Genomic DNA, 21,435 nt, shown 5'->3' on the forward strand with positions numbered 1-21,435 from the left:
CGCCATGATCGGCACATGGCGGCGCGAAATGCCGGCTCGCTCCAGCCGCATGACCGACCACCGGGCTCCCGCGCCGTTGACGGCCGGTCAGTCGATGGGCGCCGGCACCGCATTCGGCTCGACCGGGGTGGTGTCGTCGCCGTGGGAGTGGGGGCGTCCTTTGCCCGGAAAGGTGAGGGCGAGCCGGCCTACTTCGCGCTGACCGCGCTGACTCCGGACGCCGAGGCCCGCCTCGTTAAGCTGGTGAAACAGGCGATCAGCTGAGTACGCCGCCCACCAGTCATGATCTACTCGTCGCCACTACTTGCGTACGGAGGAGCGGGCGTTGTCCTCAGCCTCCCGGAGACGGGATTTCCTGGCCGGCATGCTGGCGGCCGGTGTGCCGCTGGCGGCGAGCCGCATCGTGCCCGGCCTCGCCGCCGACGGCGTCACGACGGAGCTGCTGATCAACGTGAAGGACCCGCAGTACGGCGCGGCCGGCGACGGCAGGACCGACGACACGGCTGCCATCCAGGCCGCGCTCGACGCGGCCGCGCCGAATCCGATCGGGGGCCGGGCCGGGCGCGTCTATCTGCCACCGGGCGATTACCTGGTCGGCCCGCTCGTCATCGGGCAGCGGGTCACCCTGGAGGGCGCCGGACTCGCCACCCGGCTCACGTTCAAGGCCGGCGCCGGCCCGCGAGCCGTGCTGATCACGAACGCCCAGAATTACGCCGGCCCCAGCGACGCCCAGGGCGTCACGATTCGCGACCTGCTGCTGGACGGCAACAAGTGGGAGAACAAAGGCACCTGGCAGAGCGGCATCATGCTCAACAACTCGACGCCGCCCGGCGACAACAGCGCCGAGTGGACGGACGGCCGGCACCAGGTCCACCACGTCATGATCCAGCACTTCACCGGTGACGGGTTCATCCAGCGCGACCGCGGCGGCGTGCAGGCGAGCGACATCCAGGTGTGGGCGGTCGACGGCTTCGGCTTCAACATCAACATGGACTCCGCCTACCACAACTGCGACGCGGGCGGGTCCGGGATCGACGGGTGGCTGATCCAGGGCAACAACCAGCTGACCGGCTGCAAGGCGTGGTTCTCCGGGAGCGCGCTGACCTCGAGCCGGGAGTCCGAGCCCGCCACCGCGCTGTCGGTGAACGCGCCGGACAACCCGTGGGACGGCGGCGACGTCTCCGGGCTGAAGTTCACGCTCGCGGGCGGCTGGGGCAACGGCTTCCACTACACGAACATCAGCGGCAACACGATCGCCGGCGCCTGGTCGGGCGGCACCACGGTCGGCTGCAACGCGCAGGACAACGCGCGCGCCGGTTTCCGCATCGACGGCGCCCGGCAGACGCTGGTGGGCTGCGAGGCCGACTCCAACAGCAACACCGGAACGGCGAACGGGGTGCCGGTCGGCGGCCGTTTCCCCGGCTTCGAACTGGTCGGGTGGGCCGGCGCCAACACCGTCAGCGGCCTGTCCTGGAACCGCAGCGCCAACCGGGTGCACCAGGCCGCCGCGCTCGGGCTGTCCGCCCATGCCGAGGGCAACCGGATCGAGCTGAATGCCGACGGCACGCTCGGCCTGGACGCCGGCGACCCGCTCATGCCGCTGATGACCACCGACTCCGTGATGGGCGGCAACCTCGTGCAGTTCGGCGCGATGGGCGGCGGTTTCGTCAGATCCGCTCTCGGCAGCTACACGCCCAACCCGTATGTGGCCGAGACTCATGCGCTGGCCGGCGCCGCCACCATCAACAACCCCTCGCTGGGCGGCAAGGCCACGGCGCCCGGCATCTACCTGATCCCCGGCATGCGGCTGCGATTGATGGTCACCCAGGGGGCCACCGGCCAGGCGGTGACCCTCGGCGACAGGTTCCGCCTCAACGGCAAGGCGTTCGCGACCACGGCGAACGCCACCACCTGCATCGAGTTCATCTACGACGGCGTCAACTGGCAGGCCGTCTCCTAGCAGCGCTCGACGTGGACGCCGCCGACCAGGCTGTAGTCGCGGACCTTCAGCGTGCGGACCGGTCCGCCGGAGCGCGGCGCCTCCTCGATGCGTACGCCGCCGAAGATCCGGAAGCCCTCGACCTCGACGTCCACATCGTTCGGCACCTTCAGCGAGACCCCGCCGATCAGGCTGATCTTGGTGAGCACCGCGCCCTCGGGCAGCTCGGCCTCGCACAGGTCCAGGTTCGCGCCGCCGAGGATGCTGATGGTCCGCATGTCCCGCGGCACGCGCCACGGGCCGCGGCGCTTGAGGCCACCCAGCACAGTGACATACCAGGTGGCCCCGGAGCGGCCGGTCAGGAAGGGTCGTTCTTCGTTCGCATCCATGACCATGAGGTTAGGTGGCGATCGATGCGTGCTTCCCTGCCGACCGGCATGGCTCGGCCGCTGACATCCGTCATGCCTCAGCAGGTTCCGATGTCGGTCCAGACGTCCCACTGGCCGCTGTGCGTGGCGGGTGACTCGTTCTGCGTCCACCACTTCGCGGTGTACTTGTGGCCGTTCTGGCCGGCCTGGTTGCCGCCGACGTAGACGGTGGTGGCGCTCCAGGCCACGATCGTGCAGCTACCACCGGTGGGCGAGGTGGTCGGCGCGGTGGTGGGCGGGGTCGTGGTGGTGGGCGGGGTCGCCCCGGCGAAGCGCGCGGAATACTTCGTGAACTCCCACGCCGTCTGGGGCACGCTGCTGCACGTACCGGAGGTGGTGCTCTGGTTGGGGTCGCTGCACTGCCGGTCCCGGTTGACCGACCAGTTGGTGTAGCGGGCCAGCTTGTGACTGGTCGCGTAGTCCAGCGTGGTCTGGAAGTCGGCCTGGTAGAAGTATTCGCCGGCGTCGCTGCGGCCGTTCATCTGCGAAATGCCCTCGTGCGCGTACGCCGTGGCGCTGTCCCAGCCGAACGTGTTCATCAGCAGCGTGTGGAAGGCCTCGAGCGCCGACACCTGCGAGCTGCCGCCGTTGAACCCGCCGTCGAACGGCATGATCGAGAAGTTGGCCGGGGTGAGACCTTGCGACTTGGCCTCGAGCAGCATCTGCGTGCCGAACCAGCCGGTGCCGGCCGCTGTGCCCGCGGTGGTGATCGAGACGTACAGGCCGGGGTTGTTCTGTTGCAGGATCTTCGCGGCGCCGACCTCGTTGTGCACGGCCGCGGTGTTCTCGTACTCCGGCTCTTCCAGGTCGAAATCCATCGCCTTGAGCCCGTACTTCGTGACGACCTGCTGGTAGGCAGCCGCGGTCGCCTCCGGGGAGCCGCAGGTCTGGCCGAGCTTGGTGCCGCCGTAGCCGCCGATCGAGACGCTGACGTCACCGCCGTTGTCCCGGATGCGGTTGATGAGAGACAAAGCCTCGGTGTCGCCGGAAACGGCGCGGGTGCCGTCCCAGGTGGGCGTGCAGCCGCCGCCGCTGGGCGCGAGGATGAACGCGAGCTGGAACGCCTTCTGCCCGGTGGCGTTCATGACCTCGACCGGGTCGGGCGGGCTGTTGTCGAACGGCATCAGGTACGGCGCGGAGGCGTACCAGTTGCTGGAGAGCGTGGCCGCGTCGGCCTGGGTGGCCACCGCGATGCCGGCCGCGGCGAGCGCGAGGACGCCGGCCCCGGCGAAGAGCAGTCTCTTCATGAGACCTCCTGGGGGGATTGAGGAGGAAGTGACTGCCATGAATCATTTAACAAAGCTAATTAATAACCCATGACATTTGTCATGGGCCGATGAAGGTCGGCACCCTGAAGACAAAGACATCTCCCACGGGTACGGGTGTCCCGAGCACCTGGAACAGCAGGCGGCGCAGCGAAAGCCGGTTCGGCGCGTTCGGCAGCACGACCACGATCCCTGCCCGCCAGTACCTCAGGTCGGCCCGAACGGCCCGGCGCTCGGCCGGCCCCAGCTTCGGCACGTGGCTGGTGCGGCCGACCACGGTGAGCAGGTTGACTGTGTAGAGCATCGGCGGCGCCCAACTTCCCGTGTCGTCGAGCGGCGGGTTCGCCGGCCCCAGGAAGTAGCCGCGCGGGATCGGGAAGCCGAGGTGGCTGAGCGCGGCGATGCGCATGCCGTAGCGGCCGGCGACCATGGCCGGCAGCGGCACGATGACGATGCTCTGATCACCGTGCACGTAGCTTCGCCACGTCCCCTGGACGAAGAACGCCGGCACCACCGGCGCCGGCGACGTGCGCAGCCCAAGCGGGAACATCGGCACCAGCGCGAGTGCCATGCCGGCCCAGAAGACGCCACGACCCCGCCCCCGCACCCGGTCGGCGGCCATCGCGAGGAGCACCCCGGCGATCGTCGTGGTGGCGAGGGCATATCGCGACGTGGTCACCAGGTCGAGCACCGGGACGTGCTCGGTCCAGCCGAGCGGGGCGGGCCCGATCTCGGTCGTCCGGGTGAGCCGCAGCCGGCCGCCGAACGACATCACCAGCAGGATGAGGCCGGCGACGGCGGCGGCCCGGGCGGCTGCCGACCGCCGCAGCAGCACGACCGCCACCAGGATCATCAGGCAGATGCCGGGCCCCCAGAACGTGGCGTCCTCGGTGACGCTGCCGCCGGTGACCGACCGGGCGATGGCCTCGCTGCCGGCGATCGACCGCCGCGGGAAGGCCGGGATCGAGCCGAGCGTGGTGGCGTACAGATCGAGCCGGAACGGCAGGCCGCGGTAGTGCCCCGGGCCGAAGAACTGGAAATACAGCGGGTACGCGAGCAGGGCTCCGGCCACCGCCCCGGCAACCAGGAGGCCGGCCACCAGGCGCCGGCTGATCGCCGCCTGGAGGAGGCCGACCAGCGTCAGCGTGATCGCCGTCAGCAGCAGGAGCTCCTCGTTGATGAAGGCCTGCACGACGATCAGCAGGCCGAGCAGCACCCCGCTGCGCCACACCCGGCCGGGCTCGCGCAGCCGGATCACCTGCCAGACGATGAACGGGAGCACGAATCCGCTGGCGAAGTTGGGCTGGCCGTTGGCGTGCGCCACGAATCCGGGGGCGAACCCGGCCCATAGGCCGCCGGCCCAGGCCCCGGCGCGACTTGCGACCACATGCCGGGAGAGCAGCCACCACCAGGCGGCGGCCGTCCCGGCCAGACCCACGGTGGCCATCAGCGCGACCGAGACCGCCGGGCCGAGGTAATGGGTGACCGGCGCGAACGGCAGGCTGATGCCCAGCACCGAGGTGTTGGCCATCAGGTTCACCCCGGTCGGCGCGTTCAGCCGGGTGGTGAACAGCGGCGACTCGCCGTGGAACAGCACGCGCTCGCCGTGCGCCATCATCGCCTGGAAGAAGCCCTGGTCGTCCGGGTTGTGCAGCCAGCGTCCGGCCGGGTCGGCCCAGAGACCGCGCATGATCCACCAGGCCAGCAGGGCATAGCTCGTCAGTGCCGCAGCATCTGCCCATGCGGTCCGGCGCGCCATGGCCTCATCATGGCCGGAATCGAACCGGATCAGCGGCGATAGGACGGCACGAATCGGTACAGCATTGCGGCGGCGGCCAGCCCCACCACACCCGACACGACCACCCCCGACGCCAGCCCGGCCACGCCGGCGACCGCGGAGAGCAGCACCGGCCCGAGCGCGGCGCCGCTGTCGGCCAGTTCCCGCCACACCCCGAGGAACGTCGGCCGGCCCAGCGCCGGCGCCGCGTCGGCGCCGAGCGTGTTCACGATGCCCGAACCGATCCCGTTGCCCAGGCCGATCACCATCGCCACCGCGCCCAGCGAGAGCACCCCGTGGGTCAGCGGCAGAGCCAGGAACGACAGCCCCATGACCAGCGTGCAGGGCACGGCCACGGCCCGCCGCCCGAAGCGGTCCATGACCAGGCCGGCCGGGTAGAAGACCAGCGTCTCGACCGCGCCGGAGACACCGAACAGGATCGACGAGGTGCTGGCGTCCAGACCGAGGTGGTGCGCCCAGAGCGGGACGACCACCTGCCGGGTCTGCCGGATGGCGGAGAGCAACAGCACCGCGACCCCGAGCGTGGCCAGGGTCCGCCAGTGCTCCCGGGTGATCGTCCAGGTCGAGATGCCACGGGCTTCGGCCGGGGCGGCGGCAAGATCGGGCACGGTGTACGCGATGACCCCGGCCCCGGCGATCGCGACCAGCGACATCCCGTACGCGCCGTCCAGCCCGGCCAGCTTGATCAGCCCCGCGCCGGCGAACGGCCCGATGAACGCCCCGATCCGCGCGACGCCGCCGAGGGTCGACATGGCCCGCGCCCGCATCCCGGCCGGCACCACCTCGGTCAGGTACGACTGCCGGGCCAGCTGAAACACCGCACTGGCCGTGCCCATCGCGAGCACCGCCGCGGCGAACAGCCACAACCCCAGGTCGACCAGGCACAACGCGATCGCGGCAACACTGAGCGCGGCCGCCGCGACCATCGCCCGCCGCTCCCCGAACCGGGTGGTCAGCGCCCCGGCCGGAATGTTCGCCACCAGCGCCCCGACGCCCATCAGCGCCACGACCAGCCCAGCGGCAGCGACGGTGGCGCCCCGCTCGATAGCGCTGATCACGATGACCGGAGCGATGACCCCCTGCGAAAACCCGGAGAGCAACGACGGCCCGTACGCCGAGACCGCCACCGACCGCAGGGTGAAGGTCTCGTTCGACATGTCCCGCATCCTCCGCGCCGAACCCGCACCGGCCCGCCACGCCCTCCCCCGGCGTTGGCTGGGCCACATCTCGCCCGAGCGGCCGGATCAGGACTGCCAGGCCGCCACGACATCACCGGGGCCCCAGACCACATCCACCGCATCGGCCGGCAGATTCGCACCGGAGCGAGACACGACGAGGAGTCCGGTGCTCGAGGCATCGAAGCCGGGCACCTGACGGGCCCCGTTCTGAAGCTTGTGCAGGTCATGCGCGCCGAACGGGGTTCCCAGCCACTTCAGCGATCCGCAGAAGTAGATCTGCGAGGCGACCGGCGCCCGATCGGCGCCCACCAGATCGATCTCCGGGTTGAACTGCCGGTTCCACCATCCGCCGACGAACTGGGCTTCCCGCCAAGGGATTCCACCGGCGACCGTGGCCTGTTCCAGCGACATGCGAATCAGCGGCTCGACGGCCCGGCCGCGCCAACTGGTCCAGCGATTTTGGAACAGGGCATACCCGGCCTCGGGGCGGCCACGCTGGGTCAGGTTGTAGACATCGCGCAGGACGGCAAGGTAGAGGCGCAGGTTGCTGTCGGCGACCCGGTACAGGACCGGTTTGCCGCTGACGGTGGACAGCGGATGGTCGGCCACCAGAACCTGTTTGTCATCGGTGAGCTGCCGCAGCAACGGAGACAGCGTGCCGGAGCTGATCGGCCCGCTACGGCCGCCGGCGATGCCGGCGATGCTTGCGAAGGCCCGCGAGTCACCGCCGACCCCTTCCAGGACACGCCGGGCGACGTCCGGGTTGGGAAACTCCGACGCCAACGACTGCTCCGGCACGATGAACAGCGGAGATGCCGGGTCGGCGCACTCCTCACGCAGGTAGTCGTCCGCAGAGGTCCCGGAGGGCCAGCGGAGCAGCATGCCGGGAAGGCCACCGGTGATCAGGTGCGCATCGATGGCGTCGGACCCGGTCAGCCCGGCCGCCGTGGCCGTCTCGCCGAGGTTCAGCGGGCCGAGCACGAGGTTGTCCGCGCGGCCGTAGAACGGCCGGTCATATGCGGTGAGGCGTTGCATCATGTGCAGGTCGCTGCCGAGAAGCAGCAGCAGGACCGGCCGGCGTGACAGCAGCCGGTCCCAGACGACCTGCAGGTGCCCGTCGAAGGTGTCGTCCTGCTCGTTGAGCCACGGCAGCTCGTCGAGCACGACGATGCACGGCTGGTCCGGAAGCGAGCCGGCGAGGACGCGCAGCAGGTCTCCCCAGCCACCGGTCGGCGGCGTGCCGGGGAGGAGCGCATGGTCGTTCGGCAGATCCGACTCGGTCAAAGCAGCAAGGAACTGGCTTGTCGACTTGGTGACGGATGCGCCTTTGACGGCGGTGAAATACAGGTAGGGCAGGCCGGCGCGGTTACAGAGTTCCTGGGCCAGACGCGATTTGCCGACCTGATGACGGCCACGAACCGCGACGGCGAGCCCTCTTCCGCTGCGCGCGATGTGATCGAGTCGCTTTGTCAGAAGAGACAGTTCCGTTTGCCGCCCGACGAACACTGGACCCCGTGAGGTAGACCGCATCTGGGTCGATGAATCTACCTCACCTCGGTGCCGGCCGGATCAGTCGGCGACCTCGCCGAAGAGGGCGGCCTGGACCAGGCGCTGGGCGGCCATCGCGTCCTGGCGGTCCTGGGCCTCGGCCAGGGCGACCTCGTCGAGGCGGTCCAGGGCTCGGTAGATGCGCTTGAGGATCTGGATCGAGGTGCGGGCGGCGTCGACGCTGTCCTCGCGGAACGGGAACTGGTCGAGCTGCCAGACGCCGTCCCAGTTGTTCTTGCGCAGGGTGTGGAAGAACTCGAAGATCTCGGTGAGGTGGATGGTGCCGACCACCAGGTCGTCGTCCCAGCCACGCAGGTTGTCGTTGACGTCCATGCCGTAGAGGCGGCCGTGGTCGATGATCAGCTGGGCGGCGTCGGCGGGTGACTCGCCGCCGTAGAGGCTGTGGCCGAAGTCGAGCAGGATGCCGACGTTGTCGAGGCCGATCTCCTGGATGCCGAGCAGTGAGCGGGCGGCCGAGTCCCAGGTCATCTTCACGCGGGGTTCGCGCGGCTTGTACTCGATCGCGAACTTCAGATCCGGGTGGGCGCCGGCCAGCTCGCGCATGCCGTCCACGGCCAGTTTCCACAGGGTGCGGTGGTCGACCTGGAAGGGGTAGTCCCAGCCGTCCTGGCCGGGCCAGATCTTCACGTAGTCGGCGCCGAGCTCGCGGACGATCCCGGCCGACTCGTGCATGAGGTCGAGTGCTGCCTTGCGTACACCCGGGTCGGGGTTGGTGAATGCGCCCTTGCTGAACCGGCGCAGGTAGATCTCGGGGGTGATGCCGATGGCCGTCAGGCCCTGCGCGGTCAGCGCGTCCTTGACCTCGGACAGGCCGACGCCCGGGGTGAACGGGTAGTTGAGGTCGACCACGGACAGGTCCTCGACCTGGCCGGCCAGCTCGATCGCCTCGAGGGTGGTGCGCGCCGGGCCGTAGCCGTCGGAGGCGTAGCGGTCGACGTAGGTGGCGAAGTGCCAGAGGCCGGCGCCGAAGCGGGGGTAGTCGGTCATGTCAGCTCCTTGCTGAGGGGGTGCGGGCCCGGTCGAGCGCGTCCCGCCAGGCGTGGCGGAGTGCCGGGTCGCTGGGACGGGGGGCGAAGTCGTCGTAGTCGAGCGGCCGGTCGATGCCGCCGGCCAGGTAGGCGGCGCCGAGGGCGGAGAGGTTGGCGGTGCGGGCCCGCTTGACCGGCAGGCCGGTGAGGTCGGCCTGGATCTGCATGAGGTGGTCGTTCTCGCTGGCACCGCCGTCGGCGAGAAGACGTTCCGCCCCGCTCATCGCGTCGATCACATCCGCGACCTGGTGGGCGATCGACTCGACGGCCGCGGCGGCCAGTTGCTCCGGCCGGGTGCCGAGGGTGAGGCCGCTGATCAGGCCGACTGCGGTGTCGTCCCACCACGGCGCGGCCAAACCCCCGAAACCGGGCACGAGGTGTACGCCGTCACTCGTCGCCTTCGTGGCCATCTCGCCGATTCGCGCCGGCGAGACGCCGAGGAATTCGGCCAGCCACGCGACGGTGGCCCCCGAGGAGCGGATGTTGCCCTCGGCGGCGAGCCGGTCGTTCCAGGCCACGGTGAGGCAGACGGCGTCGCCCGCCACCTCGCCGAGCCGCATGATCGACGAGCCGGTGCCGTAGGTCGCCTTGACGTCGCCGTCGCCGGCGCCGTGCGCGTAGAGCGCCGCATGCGAGTCGCCGAGCACCGCAGTGATCGGCAGCCCGGCCAGCACTCCCCCGAGCTCGCCGACCGTGCCGAGCTCGCCGGACGACGGGGTGATGGCCGGCAGCACCGCCGCCGGGATGCCGAACAGGTCGAGCAGCTCGTCGCTCCACCGGGCGGCCCGCACGTCGAGCAGTTGGGTACGGGAGGCGTTGCCGACTTCGATCTGATGGCTGCCGGTCAGCGCGAACAGCAACCACGAGTCGACGGTGCCGACCGCGAGCCGGTGCCGCGCCGGCAGCTCACGGTCGAGAAGCCACCGAAACTTGGCCGCGCTGAACATCGGGTCGAGCGGGAGCCCGCTGATCGCCCGTACACCGTCGGCTTCTTCCCGGAGGCCTTCGCAGACGCCCACCGCGCGCTGGTCCTGCCAGCCCAGCACCGGTCCGGCCGGAAGGCCGGTGTGCCGGTCCCAGATCACCGCCGACTCGCGCTGGGTGCTGAAACCGACCGCCTTGACCGCGCCGCGCGGAATGCCGGCAAGACACCGGGTCGCGGCGGTCAGGACGCTGTCGAGAATCTCGCGGGCGTCCTGCTCGACCCAACCGGGCCGCGGATAGCGGATCGGCACCGGCACGCTCGTCTCCCGCACGACCGCGCCCGACGCGTCGACCAGCAGGCACTTGGTGGAGCTGGTGCCCTGGTCCATCGCGAGGACGAGGTCGTCAGACATCGGCGGGCCTCACCCAAGCGGGGAACGGCCGGTTACGCATGGGCCAGGCCGATCGCGGCCGCGCGGATGTCGGTGGCCGTGAGGCCGAAGTGTTCGAGCAGGTAGGCGGTGCTGCCGGTGGGGGCGAACTCGCGGTGGATGCCGAGCATGCGCATCGGCACGCGGGTGGGCGACGTGACCACGACGGCGGCCACCGCCGCACCCAGCCCGCCGGTCGTGGTGGCCTCCTCAGCGGTGACGATGGCGCGTGTCTCCCGGGCGGCGCGCAGGATCGCCTCCTCGTCGAGCGGGGCTATCGTCGACATGTTCAGGACGCGGATCGAGACGCCCTGATCGGCCGCTTCCTCGGCCGCCTGCAGAGCCCGCGAGACCATGGTGCCTGTTGCTACGACAGTCACGTCGGAGCCGTCGCGAAGTGCGGTTGCGCGGCCGAAAGTGAACGGCCGTTCGCCGGTGACGGCCGGAATTTTGAAGCGGCCGACCCGCAGGAAGACCGGGGTCGCGGCGGCCGCCGCCCAGCGCACCGCCGAGCGGGTCTCGTTCGGGTCGGCCGGAACGACGATGCCGAGCCCGGCGATCGCCCGCAGCCAGGAAAGATCTTCGATCGAGTGGTGCGTGGGGCCGAGTTCGCCGTAGGCCATGCCGGGGCTCATCCCGCACAGGACGACCGGCGACTGGCTGTAGGCGACGTCGGCCTTGATCTGCTCCAGAGCCCGGCCGGTGAGGAACGGCGAGGCGCCGCAGACGAACGGCACGTAACCGCTGAGCGCGAGGCCGGCCCCGACGCCGACCATGTCCTGCTCGGCGATGCCGACGTTGATCATCCGGTCCGGGAACTCGGCGGCGAACCCGACGAGGTTGCTGGAGCCGACCGAGTCGTTGCAGACGGCCACGATCCGGTCGTCCGTGCGGGCCAGCGCGATCAGCTCCTCGGCGAACGCGACCCGGCAGTCGAAGGTCTCCGGGACCGAGCGGACGGGCGCGCTCATCGGGCCAGCTCCGCCGCCGCCAGCGAGATCTGCTCGGCGGTCGGCACCTTATGGTGCCATTCGACGCGGTCCTCCATGAACGAGACGCCCCTTCCCTTGGTCGTGTTGGCGATGACGCAGGTCGGGCGCTCGCCCCGGGGTGCGGTGAAGGCTTCCAGCAGAGCTGAATGATCATGCCCGTCGACCTCGTGCACGTCCCAGCCGAACGCCCGGAACTTGTCGTCGAGCGGGTCGAGCGCGTTCGTCTCCTCGGTGCGGGCGCCCTGCTGGAGGCGGTTGCGGTCGACGATCGCGGTGAGGTTGGCCAGGCGGCGGTGCCCGGCCGTCATCGCCGCCTCCCAGTTGCTGCCCTCCTGGAGCTCGCCGTCGCCGAGCACGACGTACACGTGCCGGTCGGAGGCGCCGAGCCGGCCCGCCACCGCCATGCCGACCGAGACCGGCAGGCCGTGGCCGAGCGGGCCGGTGTTGGTCTCGACGCCCGGCACCTTGACCCGGTTGGGGTGGCCGTTGAGCGCCGACAGCGGACCGGCGAACGTCGCCAGCTCGGCGGCCGGGAAGAAGCCGGCCGCCGCCAGGGTGCTGTAGAGCGCACCCGCCGTATGGCCCTTGCTCAGCACGAACCGGTCCCGGTCCGGCCAGTCCGGCTTCTCCGGGTCGATCCGCAGCACCGCGAAGAACAGCGTGGTGAGGATGTCGAGGACGGACATGTCGCCGCCCACGTGGCCCAGATCGGCCTGGCCGACCATGCGCAGGTCAGTGACGCGGGACTGGTTGGCCCGCTCCCGCAGTAACTCGCGGCGCAGCTCCGGCCCGGCGGCGGCGATCTCCTGACGGAGACTGCGCCAGGCGGCGGCGGTGGCGGGGTCGGCGACCAGCATGCGGTACCTCTCTCAGGTGGTGACTTTGTGCGCGGCGGGCGCCTCGCGCGAGGCGCCCGCCCGGAGACGTCAGGACGCGGCGACCGCGAAGTTCGTGACCGACTTCGCGTTGTCCGGGTTGACCAGGACGCAGTCGACCGACTGCTTCTCCGGCTGGTCGGCCTTGCCGCTCTTGATGAACGCGTCGGCCTGGTCGACGGCCATCTCGGAGATCTTGCTGGCTGGCTGGAGGACGGTCGCCTTGATGCCGTTCTTGAGGATCGAGGAGACGACGTCGGGGCTGCCGTCGAAGCCGGCGACGATGATGTTCTTCTTGGCGGCCTGCACCGCGGCCCAGGCGCCGAGCGCCATGGTGTCGTTGCCGGCGATGATGCCCTTGATGTTCGGGTGGGCCTGCAGGATCGTCTGGGTCTTGCTCAGCGCCTCGGCCTGGTCCCAGTTGGCGCTCTGCTGGGCGACCATCTTCAGGTCCGGGTACTGATCGAGCACCCCGTGGTAGCCCTGCGAGCGGACACCCGCGTTGGTGTCGGTGGGCTTGCCGGTGAGCTCGGCGTACTCGCCCTTGTTGCCCATCAGCTTGGCGAATTCCTGGCCGCCGAGGCCGGCGCCCTGGGCGTTGTTGGAGACGATCTGGGCGACCGCGACGCCGGTCTTGTTGATCTCCCGGTCGACCAGGAAGGTCGGGATCTTGGCGTCCTTGGCCCGCTGGATCGCGGTCACCGACGCGTCGGCGCCGGCGTTGTCGAGGATGATCGCGGCGGCCTTGCGGGAGATCGCGGTGTCGATCTCCTGGCTCTGCTTGGTCGGGTCGTCGTCGTGGCTGAGCACGAGGGTCTCGTAGCCGAGCTTCTTGGCCTCGGCGGCGGCCGCGTCCTGCTCGGCCTTGAAGAAGACGTTGTCCGGCGACGGCGTGATGATCACGATGAGTTTCGAGGCGGCCGGGGCGGCGGCGCCGCTATCCGATTTGTCACCGGCGGAGGAGCCGCAGGCGGTCAGGGCAAGGAGGGCGGAGGCGGCCGTGGCAGCCAGGAGTTTTTTCAACACGGGGGATCCCTTCAGGCGGTGCGTTTGGTGAGGCCCGACTGCAGGCGCTGCTGCGCCTGTTCGGTGATGACCGCGAAGACGATGACGGCGCCCTTGACCACGGACTGCCAGAAGGTGGAGACCCCCACCAGGACCAGGCCGTCGCTGAGGAAACCGATGACGAAGGCGCCCATGACGGTGCCGATGATGGTGCCGCGGCCGCCGCTGAGCGCGGTGCCGCCGAGGACCGCCGCGGCGATCGCGTTCAGCTCGTACGTGGTGGCGGTGTCCGGATAGGCCGCGCCGAGCTCCGAGGTGAGGAGCAGGCCGGCCAGGGCGGCACAGGCGCCGGAGATGACGTACACCGCGATCTTGATCCGATTGACCCGGATGCCGGAGAGAACCGCGGCGCGTTCGTTGCCGCCGACCGCGAAGATTCGTCGCCCGAAGGGCGTCTTGGTGGTGACGACGATGGCGGCCGCCGCGACCAGCACCATGATCCAGACCGCGACCGGAATGCCGAGCAGCGAATCCACCCCGATGAAGTGGAAACCTTCGTTCCCCCGCGCCGCCGAGCCGGCCAGATCCGGGTAGGTGCCGCCGTTGCTGTGCAGCTGGGCGAGGCCGCGGGCGACGTAGAGCATGCCGAGGGTGGCGATGAACGGCGCCACCTTGAACCGGGTGATCAGCACGCCGTTGACCGCGCCGACCAGCGCGCCCACCACGATGCCGATCAGGATCACCACGGCGACCGAGAAGAAGACGGTGCCGCCCGGGAAGTTGAGCCCTTTGAACAGCAGACCGCCCGCGACCATGCTGGACAGCCCGGCGATCGAGCCGACCGACAGGTCGATGCCGCCGGTGAGGATGACGAACGTGACGCCGATGGCGAGGATCGCGTTGATGGCCACGTGCTTGGTCATCAGGATCAGGTTGCTCTGCGTCAGGTACTCCGACGAGATGGCGCTGAAGATCACGATCAAGATCACCAGCACCACGAGGGTACGGCCTCGGAGCAGCAGCAACGCGGCCCGCGCGAGGGCCTGATTGCGGGGCGGATCCGGCTCAGGCGCCGCGGCCGGGGGCGCGGGCGCGACGTGCGTGTCGGTCATGCTCTGCCTTCCTCGTTCGATGCGGCCGGGCGCGGCTCGGGGCGGACGCCGCCACGCGGTGCGGCCGGGCGCGGCTCGGGGCGGACGCCGCCACGCGGTGCGGCCGGGCGCGGCTCGGGGCGGACGCCGCCACGCGGGGCGGCTGGGCGCGGCTCGGGGCGGAGGGTCATGCGCCGGCCTCCAGGACCCGGTCGGAGGCGGAGGCGGTGACCAGGGCCTCCTCGGTGACGGTCGAGGCGGTGAACTCGGCGGTGATCCGGCCGCGGGCCATGACCAGGACGCGGTCGGCCATGGCGATCACCTCGGCCAGCTCGGACGAGATGAACAGCACCCCGAAGCCCTGCGCGGCGAGCTCGGCCATCAGCGCCGCGATCTGCGACTTGGCGCCGACATCGATGCCGCGGGTGGGCTCGTCGAGCAGGAGGACGGCCGGTTCGGTGAGCAGCGCCCGGGCGAGGACGACCTTCTGCTGGTTGCCGCCGGACAGTGAGGTGACGGCGGCGGCCAGGCCGGGCATCTTGATGGCCAGTTCGCGGGCCTTGGCGGCCGCGGTTTTCTGCTCGGCACCGCCGGAGAGAATCCCGGCGCGAGCGAACCGGGCCACGGTGGCGAGCAGAATGTTGTCGCGCACGGACATGGTCTGCACCAGGCCGTCGCGCTGCCGGTCCTCGGGCACCAGGGCGAGCCCGGCGGTCATCCGGGCCTGGACCGTGCCGTACGCCTCGAGCTTGCCTTTGATCCTGACCTCGCCGGCGCTCGCCCGGCTCATGCCCATCAGGCACTCGATCAGTTCGGTGCGCCCGGCGCCCATCAGGCCGTAGATGCCGACCACCTCGCCCGCCCGGACGCTCAGCGAGACGTCGTCGACCGTGACCGTGCCGGGCACGCTCAGGCCGCTGACCTCGAGAAGGACGTCGCCGGCCGGGGTGCTGTTGCGGACGTAGAGCGAGTCGGGGTCGCGGCCGACCATCTGCCGGACGATCCAGCCGGTGTCGGTGTCGGCCATCGACTCGTGCGCGACCAGGGCCCCGTCGCGGAACACCGTGACCCAGTCGCCGATGCGGCGGAACTCGTCGAGCTTGTGCGAGATGTAGATGACCGTGACGTCCTGCGAGCGCAGCTCGGCCATCACCTCGAACAGCACGTCGACCTCGTGATTGGATAGTGCCGAGGTGGGTTCGTCCATGATCAGCACCCGGACGTCCTCGAGCAGCGCCCGGCCGATCTCGACCAGTTGCTGCTGCCCGATCGGGAGATCGCCGACGAGCGTGTCGGGGTCGAGCTTCGTCTGGCCGAGCCGGGCCAGGACCTCTCTGGTTAATCTGCGTTCGCTTTTTGTGTCGACGAATCGGCCGCCGCGCCGCAGCTCACGGCCCGCGAAAATGTTTTCGGCGATGGACAGATTCGGGAACAGGCTCAGTTCCTGGTGGATGATCCCGATGCCGCGCGCCTGAGCGTCACGTGGACTGCCGAGTTGCACCACCGCACCGTCGAGGAAGATCGAACCGCTGGTCGGCTGCTCGGAGCCGGAGAGGATCTTCATGAGCGTCGACTTGCCGGCGCCGTTCTCCCCCACCAGCACGTTGACCTTGCCGCGGTAGGCGGTGAACGTGACGTCCTTCAGGGCGCGCACCCCGCCGTAGTTCTTGCTGATGTTGCGGGCTTCGAGGATCACGGCGCCACCGTCAGCTCGGTCGGGACCAGGAAGATCGTGCCGGGCGACAGGTTGGCGAAGGCGCCGTAGAAGTCGACCTTCTTGCCCTTGATCGTGGCCAGGTCCACCTTGGCGATCACGTCGGTCTTGACCTGGCTGTTGATCTGGTTGGCCACCGCGGCGTAGTCGATCTGGTTGGTGAAGTCGCCGAACGAGATGAAACCGACCGCGTCGCGGACCGCGGTGCCGGCGATGACCGGCCCGGTGGCGATGGTGAGCTTCAGCTCTCCGACCTGAACCGTCATCGGCCCGGTCGGCACCGACTTGTCGATCTCGGTGACCGTGCCGGTGCCCTTGACCATGAACGCGTACGGGCTGCCGGTGCCGGACTGGTGGCCGAACTGCTTGCCGGCCGCCTCCGGGTCCTTCGCGATCGCCGCGGCCACCGTGGTCACGTCGGCCGCCTTGTCATGCACGGCCGGCACGATCTTCGACGTCCAGTTGGTGGCCACATAGGTCTTCGGGTCGGTGGCCCCGTCCGACACGGCGCCGGCCTGCCCGTCCTTCTCGTAGACGTAGACGCCCGGCACTTTCGAGCAGGCCGCCATCCCCGCCACGAGCACGAGCGCCACAACCCGGCGCGCGATCACCTTCATGTGAATATCCATTCATAGGCGATTGGCCATGCAGCTACTGTGAACGCCAGATGTCGGCCTTGTCAACGGGTCGGTTTTCGCTATCCGAACTTGAATGGATATTCTTGGTCGCTGCGCGTAGTCGATCTTCGGGAAGGACCACCGGTGGACAGTTACTCGGCCGATCAGATCCGGCTGCTCACCAAGGTCGCCCGGATGTACCACGAGCGCGGGATGCGCCAGCCGCAGATCGCCGCCCAGCTGCACATCTCGCAGCCACGGGTGTCACGCCTGCTCAAGCGGGCGGTCGAACTCGGCATCGTGCGCACCACAGTGATCGCCCCCCGCGGCGTCTACGCCGAGCTCGAGGAGCAGATCGAGCAGGCGTACGGGCTGACCGAAGTGATCGTCGCCGACATCGAGGACCAGGCCGACGAGGCGCACGTGATGCGGGCGCTCGGCGCCGCCGCCGCGGTGTACCTGGAGACCACGCTGATGGGCGGCGAGCGCATCGGTGTCTCGTCGTGGAGCTCGACGATCCTCGCCACCGTCGAGGCCATGCACCCGCGCCCGACCCCGGTTGCCGACCAGGTGGTGCAGATGCTCGGCGGCGTCGGCAACGTGACCGCGCAGACCCAGGCGACCCGGATCGTCGGCCGGCTCGCCGCGCTGACCGGCGCCGCCGCCGTCTACCTGCCCGCGCCCGGCCTGCTCGCGTCGGGCGACATGCGGCAGATGTTCGTCACCGACCCCAACATCGAGCCGGTGCTGCGCGCCTACGAAGACCTCACGATGGCCCTGGTCGGGGTGGGCAGCATCGAACCGTCGCCGCTGCTGCGGGAGAGCGGCAACGCGCTCGCCGAGACCGAACTGCCGGCGCTGCGCGAGGCCGGCGCGGTCGGCGACGTGTGCATGCGCTTCTTCGACCAGGACGGCCGGCACATCGGGTCGGACTTCGACGAGCGGGTGCTCGGCATCGCCCCGGACACGCTGCGGGCAGTGCCACGCCGGGTCGCGGTGGCCGGCGGCGCCCGCAAGACCGGCGCGATCCGGGCCGCCCTGCGCGGTGACTGGGTCAACGTGCTCATCACCGACGTGCAGGTGGCACGCAGCCTCGTCTGACCAACCGTTTCACCACCCGTGGGTGGTACTGCGCCGCGGTGGTCTGGCTGATGCTCGAAGCATGAACCTCACCGACCTGCTCCTCGGCCTCGCCGTCATCGCGTACATCTGCTCGAAGCAGCTCAGCTGGCGCCCGGTCGACCCGGCGAGCATGTTCAAGCTGCCGTTGATCCTCGGTGCCGCCGGTGTCATCTCGCTGGCCCGGCAGACCACCGAGATCCACCCGATCGACGTCGTCATCCTCGGCCTGTCCGCGGTGTTCGCGCTGGCCTCGGGCACCCTGATGGGCCGGATCGCCCGCTTCCGCGAGTCGCCGACCAAGCCCGGTCTGGTGGAGAGCCGCACCGGCGGCCTCGGCGTCGCCATCTGGGTCGGGCTGGTCCTCGTCCGCGTGGCGCTCGACCTGGCCGGCCACGCGATGGGCTCCGACCTGGCCGTCTCGACCGGCTCGATCCTGCTGGTGCTCGCCCTCAACCGGATCGCGAGCGCGCTGGTCGTCTCGGCGCGCCAGCCCCGCCGCACTTTCGCGATGGCCGGAAGATAGCTTCGTGATCCTCACCCCGATGCGCCGCCCGTGGGCCACGTTCCTCAACCTGGTCGGCATCGTCCTGGTGGGGCTCGACCTTTCGCAGCGGTCGCTGGCCGGCGCACCGGTGGTCGTGGCCGTCGCGGCCTGGCTTGCCTGGGCGCTCTGGCTGGTGACGATCTTCCTGCCCGAACACCGGCTCCGCCTGCGCGCCCTCGTCTATCTCGGCATGCTCGCCGGCGGCTCGCTGGCCGCGATCAGCACCGACGTGGTCGGCTTCGTCCCCGCCGCCGTCGCCCTGATCGCCCTGGCCGGCAGCCCGGAGTTCGCGATGCGCCTGGTCGGCGTGGCCGCGGCCGGATCGGTGCTCCTGATCGGGGCGGACGCGCTGATCTCCGCCCCGCACCGCGGCAGCCTCACCGGCGTCCTCTCCCTGCTGCTGGTCACCGGGGTGGGCGGCCTCTCCCGCCGGCAATATCGGGTGTCGGAGGCGCAGTCCCTGGCCCTGCTCGAGGAACGGATCACGGTCGAGCAGGAACGCGCCCAGGTGGCCGCCCTCACCGAACGCTCCCGCATCGCCCGCGACTTGCACGACGTGCTCGCCCACTCGCTCGGCGGCCTGGTGATCCAGTTGGAGGCGGTCGACGCCCTGCTCGAATCGGGCCGCCCGGAACAGGCCCGCGACCGGGTGCAGTCGGCCCGCAAGCTCGCCGTCTCCGGTCTCGACGAGGCGAGGCGGGCGGTCTCAGCGCTGCGCGAGCCGGACGAGCCGCTCTCGGCCGCGGTAGCCGCGCTGGCCGCCACCCATCGCTCGATCGGCGGCCAGGTCGCGGTGCGCGGCGACGCCGACCGGGGCATCCTCTCCCCTACGGCGCGGGTCGCGGTACGGCGCGCGGTGCAGGAGCTGCTGACCAACGCCCGGCGGCACGCCCCCGGTGCCCCCACCACCCTGGACCTGGACTGGGACGACAACATGCTGACGATCACCGCCTCGACCCCCGGCGCCATCTCGCCGGCCACCATCACGCCCGCCACCATCTCGCCAGGCGGCGGGCACGGCCTGGCGGGCATGCGCGAGCGCGTGACCGAAGCCGGCGGCACCATGGCAGTACGCGAGGGACCGCCCTTCGAGATCGTCCTCCACATGCCCGGAACCGCCACGCCCACCGGAACCGCCTCGCCCACCGCGGTCACCTCGCCCGCAGAAGCCGCCTCGCCCACCGAAACCGCCACGCCCACCGCGGTCACCTCGCCCGCAGAAGCCGCCTCGCCCACCGAAACCGCCTCGCCCACCGAAACCGCCACGCCCACCGCGGTCACCTCGCCCACCGAAGCCGCCTCGCTCGCCGGCGTCGTTCCGCCTGCCGGAATCGTTCCGCCGCTGTCCGTTGAGGATCCGCCTGCCGGAGTTGTCCCGCCGCTGCCCGCGGAGAACCCGTCGGGCGGGACCGTTTCGCGGTCGCCTGAGGAGCGGTCGTCGTGATCCGGGTGCTGGTGGCTGATGACCAGGCGACCGTGCGGGACGGGCTGGTCACCCTGCTCGACCTGACCGAGGGGGTCGAGGTGGTGGGCGCCGCCGCCGACGGCGTGGAGGCGGTGCGCCTGACCGCCGAGCTGCAGCCCGACGTGGTGCTGATGGACCTGCGTATGCCCCATCTGGACGGCGCCGGCGCGACCGCCCGGATCATGGCCGAGGTTCCCGGCACGGCAGTGCTGGTGCTGACCACCTACGCCGACGACGACTCGCTGGCCGGCGCCCTGCGCGCCGGCGCCCGCGGCTACCTGACAAAGGACGCGGGCCGGGCCGAGCTCGCGGCCGCCGTCCGCGCGGTCGCCTCCGGCCAGGCCACTTTCGCCAGGGAGATCGCCGACCGGCTCGTGCAGGGCTTCACCGACCCGGCCCCGGCGCCCCAGCCCGGCCTGCGCGAACGGTTCCCGGCCCTGACCGCCCGCGAGACCGACGTGCTCGAAGCCATCACGCTCGGTCACAACAACGCCCGGATAGCCGCCGACCTGTTCCTCAGCGTCGCGACCGTGAAGAGCTACATCAACTCGATCTTCGCCAAGCTCGGCGCCCGCGACCGCGCCCACGCCGCCGCGATCGCCCTGGGCCGCTCCGAGTAGCCGACAGCCTTCGAGGTCCAGACCCCGGCCGCCACCCAGGCAACCTGCCCAAAATCCTGGAAAACAGGCCCTCAACCGCAGGTCAAGACACAAACTTCAAGGAAAACGGGCCCTCCACCCCAGGCCCGGACCCCAACTTAAAACCGAACCCGCACCCCAGACCGCGACACCAAATTGCAAGAAAAACGGGGCCTCAATCGCAGGTCGAGGGGCCGATTTCAAGGAAAACGGGACTACGTCGGCTGTGGATGATCTCTAGTTGGCGAGGGTTCGCATGAAATGGGCGAAGGCGTCATTCGTGCGGGGGTGGTCGGCGGTGGCGTCCAGGTCCATGAGCAGGCCTCGGATGACGGCCAGTGTCAGCGTCGCGAGCTCGGGGCGGCCGATGCTGCGTAAGCCCTCCTCGAGTGGCTCCAACCAGTCGGTCGTGGCGGCGCGGCGGAAGCCGGGCAGCAGTTGCTGCGCCGCGCTTTCCCGCCACTGGCCGAACATTCGCAGGTAGGGCTGGCCCTCGGGGCCGGTGATAAAGGTCCAGGCGTTCGTCAGGGTGACCGGGTAGGGCTCGCCGGGGCGCACCCGCAGCAGGTCGGCGAAGGTGGTCAGCTGGCGCTGCCGCGCGTTTTCCAGGACCGCCCGCAGCAGCACGTCGCGGGTGCTGAAGTGGTAGATCAGCATGCGGGTCGAGGTGCCGGCCGCGCGGGCCAGCGGCTCGAGGCGGTCGGGCAGGCCGTGCTCGAGGGCGTGGTCGGTGCAGGCGTCGAGCAGCCGTTTCTTGATCTCGGGTTGCGGCCGCCGTCCCACCGACGCACTTTTTCACGTAACTGGCGGTA

19 protein-coding genes are annotated in these 21,435 nt (G+C 70.3%); 5 read left to right on the top strand and 14 right to left on the bottom strand.

What is annotated here, in order from left to right; all coding sequences use genetic code 11:
- The first annotated feature begins 325 nt into the window (after window positions 1–325).
- The gene (locus AB0E90_RS01890) at window positions 326–1,960 is read left to right on the top strand and encodes a glycosyl hydrolase family 28-related protein (RefSeq protein ID WP_360397929.1); all 1,635 of its coding nucleotides are present in this window, start codon (window positions 326–328) and stop codon (window positions 1,958–1,960) included.
- On the opposite strand, the gene AB0E90_RS01895 is transcribed toward AB0E90_RS01890, so the two are convergent.
- The 13 genes from AB0E90_RS01895 to AB0E90_RS01955 form a co-directional block, all read right to left on the bottom strand.
- On the bottom strand, window positions 1,957–2,328 hold the full coding sequence (locus AB0E90_RS01895; protein WP_360397931.1) for a LiaF domain-containing protein: 372 nt from the start codon (window positions 2,326–2,328) through the stop codon (window positions 1,957–1,959). The genes AB0E90_RS01890 and AB0E90_RS01895 overlap by 4 nt on opposite strands.
- 77 nt (window positions 2,329–2,405) lie before the next feature.
- Complete coding sequence (locus tag AB0E90_RS01900; protein ID WP_360397933.1) at window positions 2,406–3,614, bottom strand: chitinase; 1,209 nt, start codon at window positions 3,612–3,614, stop codon at window positions 2,406–2,408.
- A 79-nt stretch (window positions 3,615–3,693) separates the two neighbouring features.
- Entirely contained in the window at window positions 3,694–5,391 is a 1,698-nt protein-coding gene (locus AB0E90_RS01905; RefSeq protein ID WP_360397935.1) for a hypothetical protein, read from the bottom strand.
- A 29-nt stretch (window positions 5,392–5,420) separates the two neighbouring features.
- A complete protein-coding gene (locus tag AB0E90_RS01910; RefSeq protein WP_360397937.1) occupies window positions 5,421–6,587 on the bottom strand; it encodes an MFS transporter in 1,167 nt (388 codons plus the stop codon).
- Between the two features lie 87 nt (window positions 6,588–6,674).
- Window positions 6,675–8,138 (bottom strand): ATP-binding protein, encoded by a 1,464-nt coding sequence (locus tag AB0E90_RS01915; RefSeq protein ID WP_360397939.1) that lies wholly within the window; start codon window positions 8,136–8,138, stop codon window positions 6,675–6,677.
- A 39-nt stretch (window positions 8,139–8,177) separates the two neighbouring features.
- Window positions 8,178–9,164 (bottom strand): TIM barrel protein, encoded by a 987-nt coding sequence (locus tag AB0E90_RS01920; protein ID WP_360397941.1) that lies wholly within the window; start codon window positions 9,162–9,164, stop codon window positions 8,178–8,180.
- 1 nt (window position 9,165) lies between these two features.
- Complete coding sequence (locus tag AB0E90_RS01925) at window positions 9,166–10,542, bottom strand: FGGY family carbohydrate kinase (RefSeq protein ID WP_360397943.1); 1,377 nt, start codon at window positions 10,540–10,542, stop codon at window positions 9,166–9,168.
- Between the two features lie 32 nt (window positions 10,543–10,574).
- On the bottom strand, window positions 10,575–11,531 hold the full coding sequence (locus AB0E90_RS01930) for a transketolase C-terminal domain-containing protein (protein ID WP_360397945.1): 957 nt from the start codon (window positions 11,529–11,531) through the stop codon (window positions 10,575–10,577).
- Window positions 11,528–12,409, bottom strand: a complete 882-nt coding sequence (locus AB0E90_RS01935) for a transketolase (protein WP_360397947.1) — start codon at window positions 12,407–12,409, stop codon at window positions 11,528–11,530. The genes AB0E90_RS01930 and AB0E90_RS01935 overlap by 4 nt, the downstream gene beginning before the upstream one ends.
- Before the next feature lie 69 nt (window positions 12,410–12,478).
- Window positions 12,479–13,453 carry a D-ribose ABC transporter substrate-binding protein gene (locus tag AB0E90_RS01940; protein ID WP_360397949.1) on the bottom strand — a complete coding sequence of 325 codons (975 nt, stop codon included), beginning with the start codon at window positions 13,451–13,453 and terminating at the stop codon, window positions 12,479–12,481.
- 11 nt (window positions 13,454–13,464) lie between these two features.
- Window positions 13,465–14,544, bottom strand: a complete 1,080-nt coding sequence (locus AB0E90_RS01945) for an ABC transporter permease (RefSeq protein ID WP_360397951.1) — start codon at window positions 14,542–14,544, stop codon at window positions 13,465–13,467.
- 166 nt (window positions 14,545–14,710) lie between these two features.
- Complete coding sequence (locus AB0E90_RS01950; RefSeq protein WP_360397953.1) at window positions 14,711–16,219, bottom strand: sugar ABC transporter ATP-binding protein; 1,509 nt, start codon at window positions 16,217–16,219, stop codon at window positions 14,711–14,713.
- A complete protein-coding gene (locus AB0E90_RS01955; protein ID WP_360397955.1) occupies window positions 16,216–16,854 on the bottom strand; it encodes a DUF2291 domain-containing protein in 639 nt (212 codons plus the stop codon). Before AB0E90_RS01955 ends, AB0E90_RS01950 begins: the two co-directional genes overlap by 4 nt.
- A 144-nt stretch (window positions 16,855–16,998) precedes the next feature.
- Here AB0E90_RS01955 and AB0E90_RS01960 point away from each other — a divergent pair, with 144 nt between their 5' ends.
- From AB0E90_RS01960 to AB0E90_RS01975, 4 genes are all read left to right on the top strand, one after another.
- The gene (locus AB0E90_RS01960) at window positions 16,999–17,955 is read left to right on the top strand and encodes a sugar-binding transcriptional regulator (RefSeq protein ID WP_360397957.1); all 957 of its coding nucleotides are present in this window, start codon (window positions 16,999–17,001) and stop codon (window positions 17,953–17,955) included.
- A gap of 61 nt (window positions 17,956–18,016) precedes the next feature.
- Complete coding sequence (locus AB0E90_RS01965; RefSeq protein WP_360397959.1) at window positions 18,017–18,499, top strand: hypothetical protein; 483 nt, start codon at window positions 18,017–18,019, stop codon at window positions 18,497–18,499.
- Window positions 18,500–18,503: 4 nt separating this feature from the next.
- Entirely contained in the window at window positions 18,504–19,964 is a 1,461-nt protein-coding gene (locus tag AB0E90_RS01970) for a histidine kinase (protein WP_360397961.1), read from the top strand.
- A complete protein-coding gene (locus AB0E90_RS01975) occupies window positions 19,961–20,605 on the top strand; it encodes a response regulator transcription factor (RefSeq protein ID WP_360397963.1) in 645 nt (214 codons plus the stop codon). Before AB0E90_RS01970 ends, AB0E90_RS01975 begins: the two co-directional genes overlap by 4 nt.
- A 255-nt stretch (window positions 20,606–20,860) precedes the next feature.
- On the opposite strand, the gene AB0E90_RS01980 is transcribed toward AB0E90_RS01975, so the two are convergent.
- Window positions 20,861–21,406 (bottom strand): TetR/AcrR family transcriptional regulator, encoded by a 546-nt coding sequence (locus AB0E90_RS01980; RefSeq protein WP_360397965.1) that lies wholly within the window; start codon window positions 21,404–21,406, stop codon window positions 20,861–20,863.
- Window positions 21,407–21,435 lie beyond the last annotated feature (29 nt).

This window comes from Actinoplanes sp. NPDC026619, from assembly GCF_040638295.1.
Taxonomy (GTDB): Bacteria; Actinomycetota; Actinomycetes; order Mycobacteriales; family Micromonosporaceae; genus Actinoplanes.

What these genes read in the sequence shown, in the direction of transcription:
- AB0E90_RS01895 (WP_360397931.1), bottom strand. Translation starts at nt 2,328, where the DNA reads ATGGATGCGAACGAAGAACGACCCTTCCTGACCGGCCGCTCCGGGGCC.
- AB0E90_RS01900 (WP_360397933.1), bottom strand. Translation starts at nt 3,614, where the DNA reads ATGAAGAGACTGCTCTTCGCCGGGGCCGGCGTCCTCGCGCTCGCCGCG.
- AB0E90_RS01905 (WP_360397935.1), bottom strand. Translation starts at nt 5,391, where the DNA reads ATGGCGCGCCGGACCGCATGGGCAGATGCTGCGGCACTGACGAGCTAT.
- AB0E90_RS01910 (WP_360397937.1), bottom strand. Translation starts at nt 6,587, where the DNA reads ATGTCGAACGAGACCTTCACCCTGCGGTCGGTGGCGGTCTCGGCGTAC.
- AB0E90_RS01915 (WP_360397939.1), bottom strand. Translation starts at nt 8,138, where the DNA reads ATGCGGTCTACCTCACGGGGTCCAGTGTTCGTCGGGCGGCAAACGGAA.
- AB0E90_RS01920 (WP_360397941.1), bottom strand. Translation starts at nt 9,164, where the DNA reads ATGACCGACTACCCCCGCTTCGGCGCCGGCCTCTGGCACTTCGCCACC.
- AB0E90_RS01925 (WP_360397943.1), bottom strand. Translation starts at nt 10,542, where the DNA reads ATGTCTGACGACCTCGTCCTCGCGATGGACCAGGGCACCAGCTCCACC.
- AB0E90_RS01930 (WP_360397945.1), bottom strand. Translation starts at nt 11,531, where the DNA reads ATGAGCGCGCCCGTCCGCTCGGTCCCGGAGACCTTCGACTGCCGGGTC.
- AB0E90_RS01935 (WP_360397947.1), bottom strand. Translation starts at nt 12,409, where the DNA reads ATGCTGGTCGCCGACCCCGCCACCGCCGCCGCCTGGCGCAGTCTCCGT.
- AB0E90_RS01945 (WP_360397951.1), bottom strand. Translation starts at nt 14,544, where the DNA reads ATGACCGACACGCACGTCGCGCCCGCGCCCCCGGCCGCGGCGCCTGAG.
- AB0E90_RS01955 (WP_360397955.1), bottom strand. Translation starts at nt 16,854, where the DNA reads ATGAAGGTGATCGCGCGCCGGGTTGTGGCGCTCGTGCTCGTGGCGGGG.
- AB0E90_RS01965 (WP_360397959.1), top strand. Translation starts at nt 18,017, where the DNA reads ATGAACCTCACCGACCTGCTCCTCGGCCTCGCCGTCATCGCGTACATC.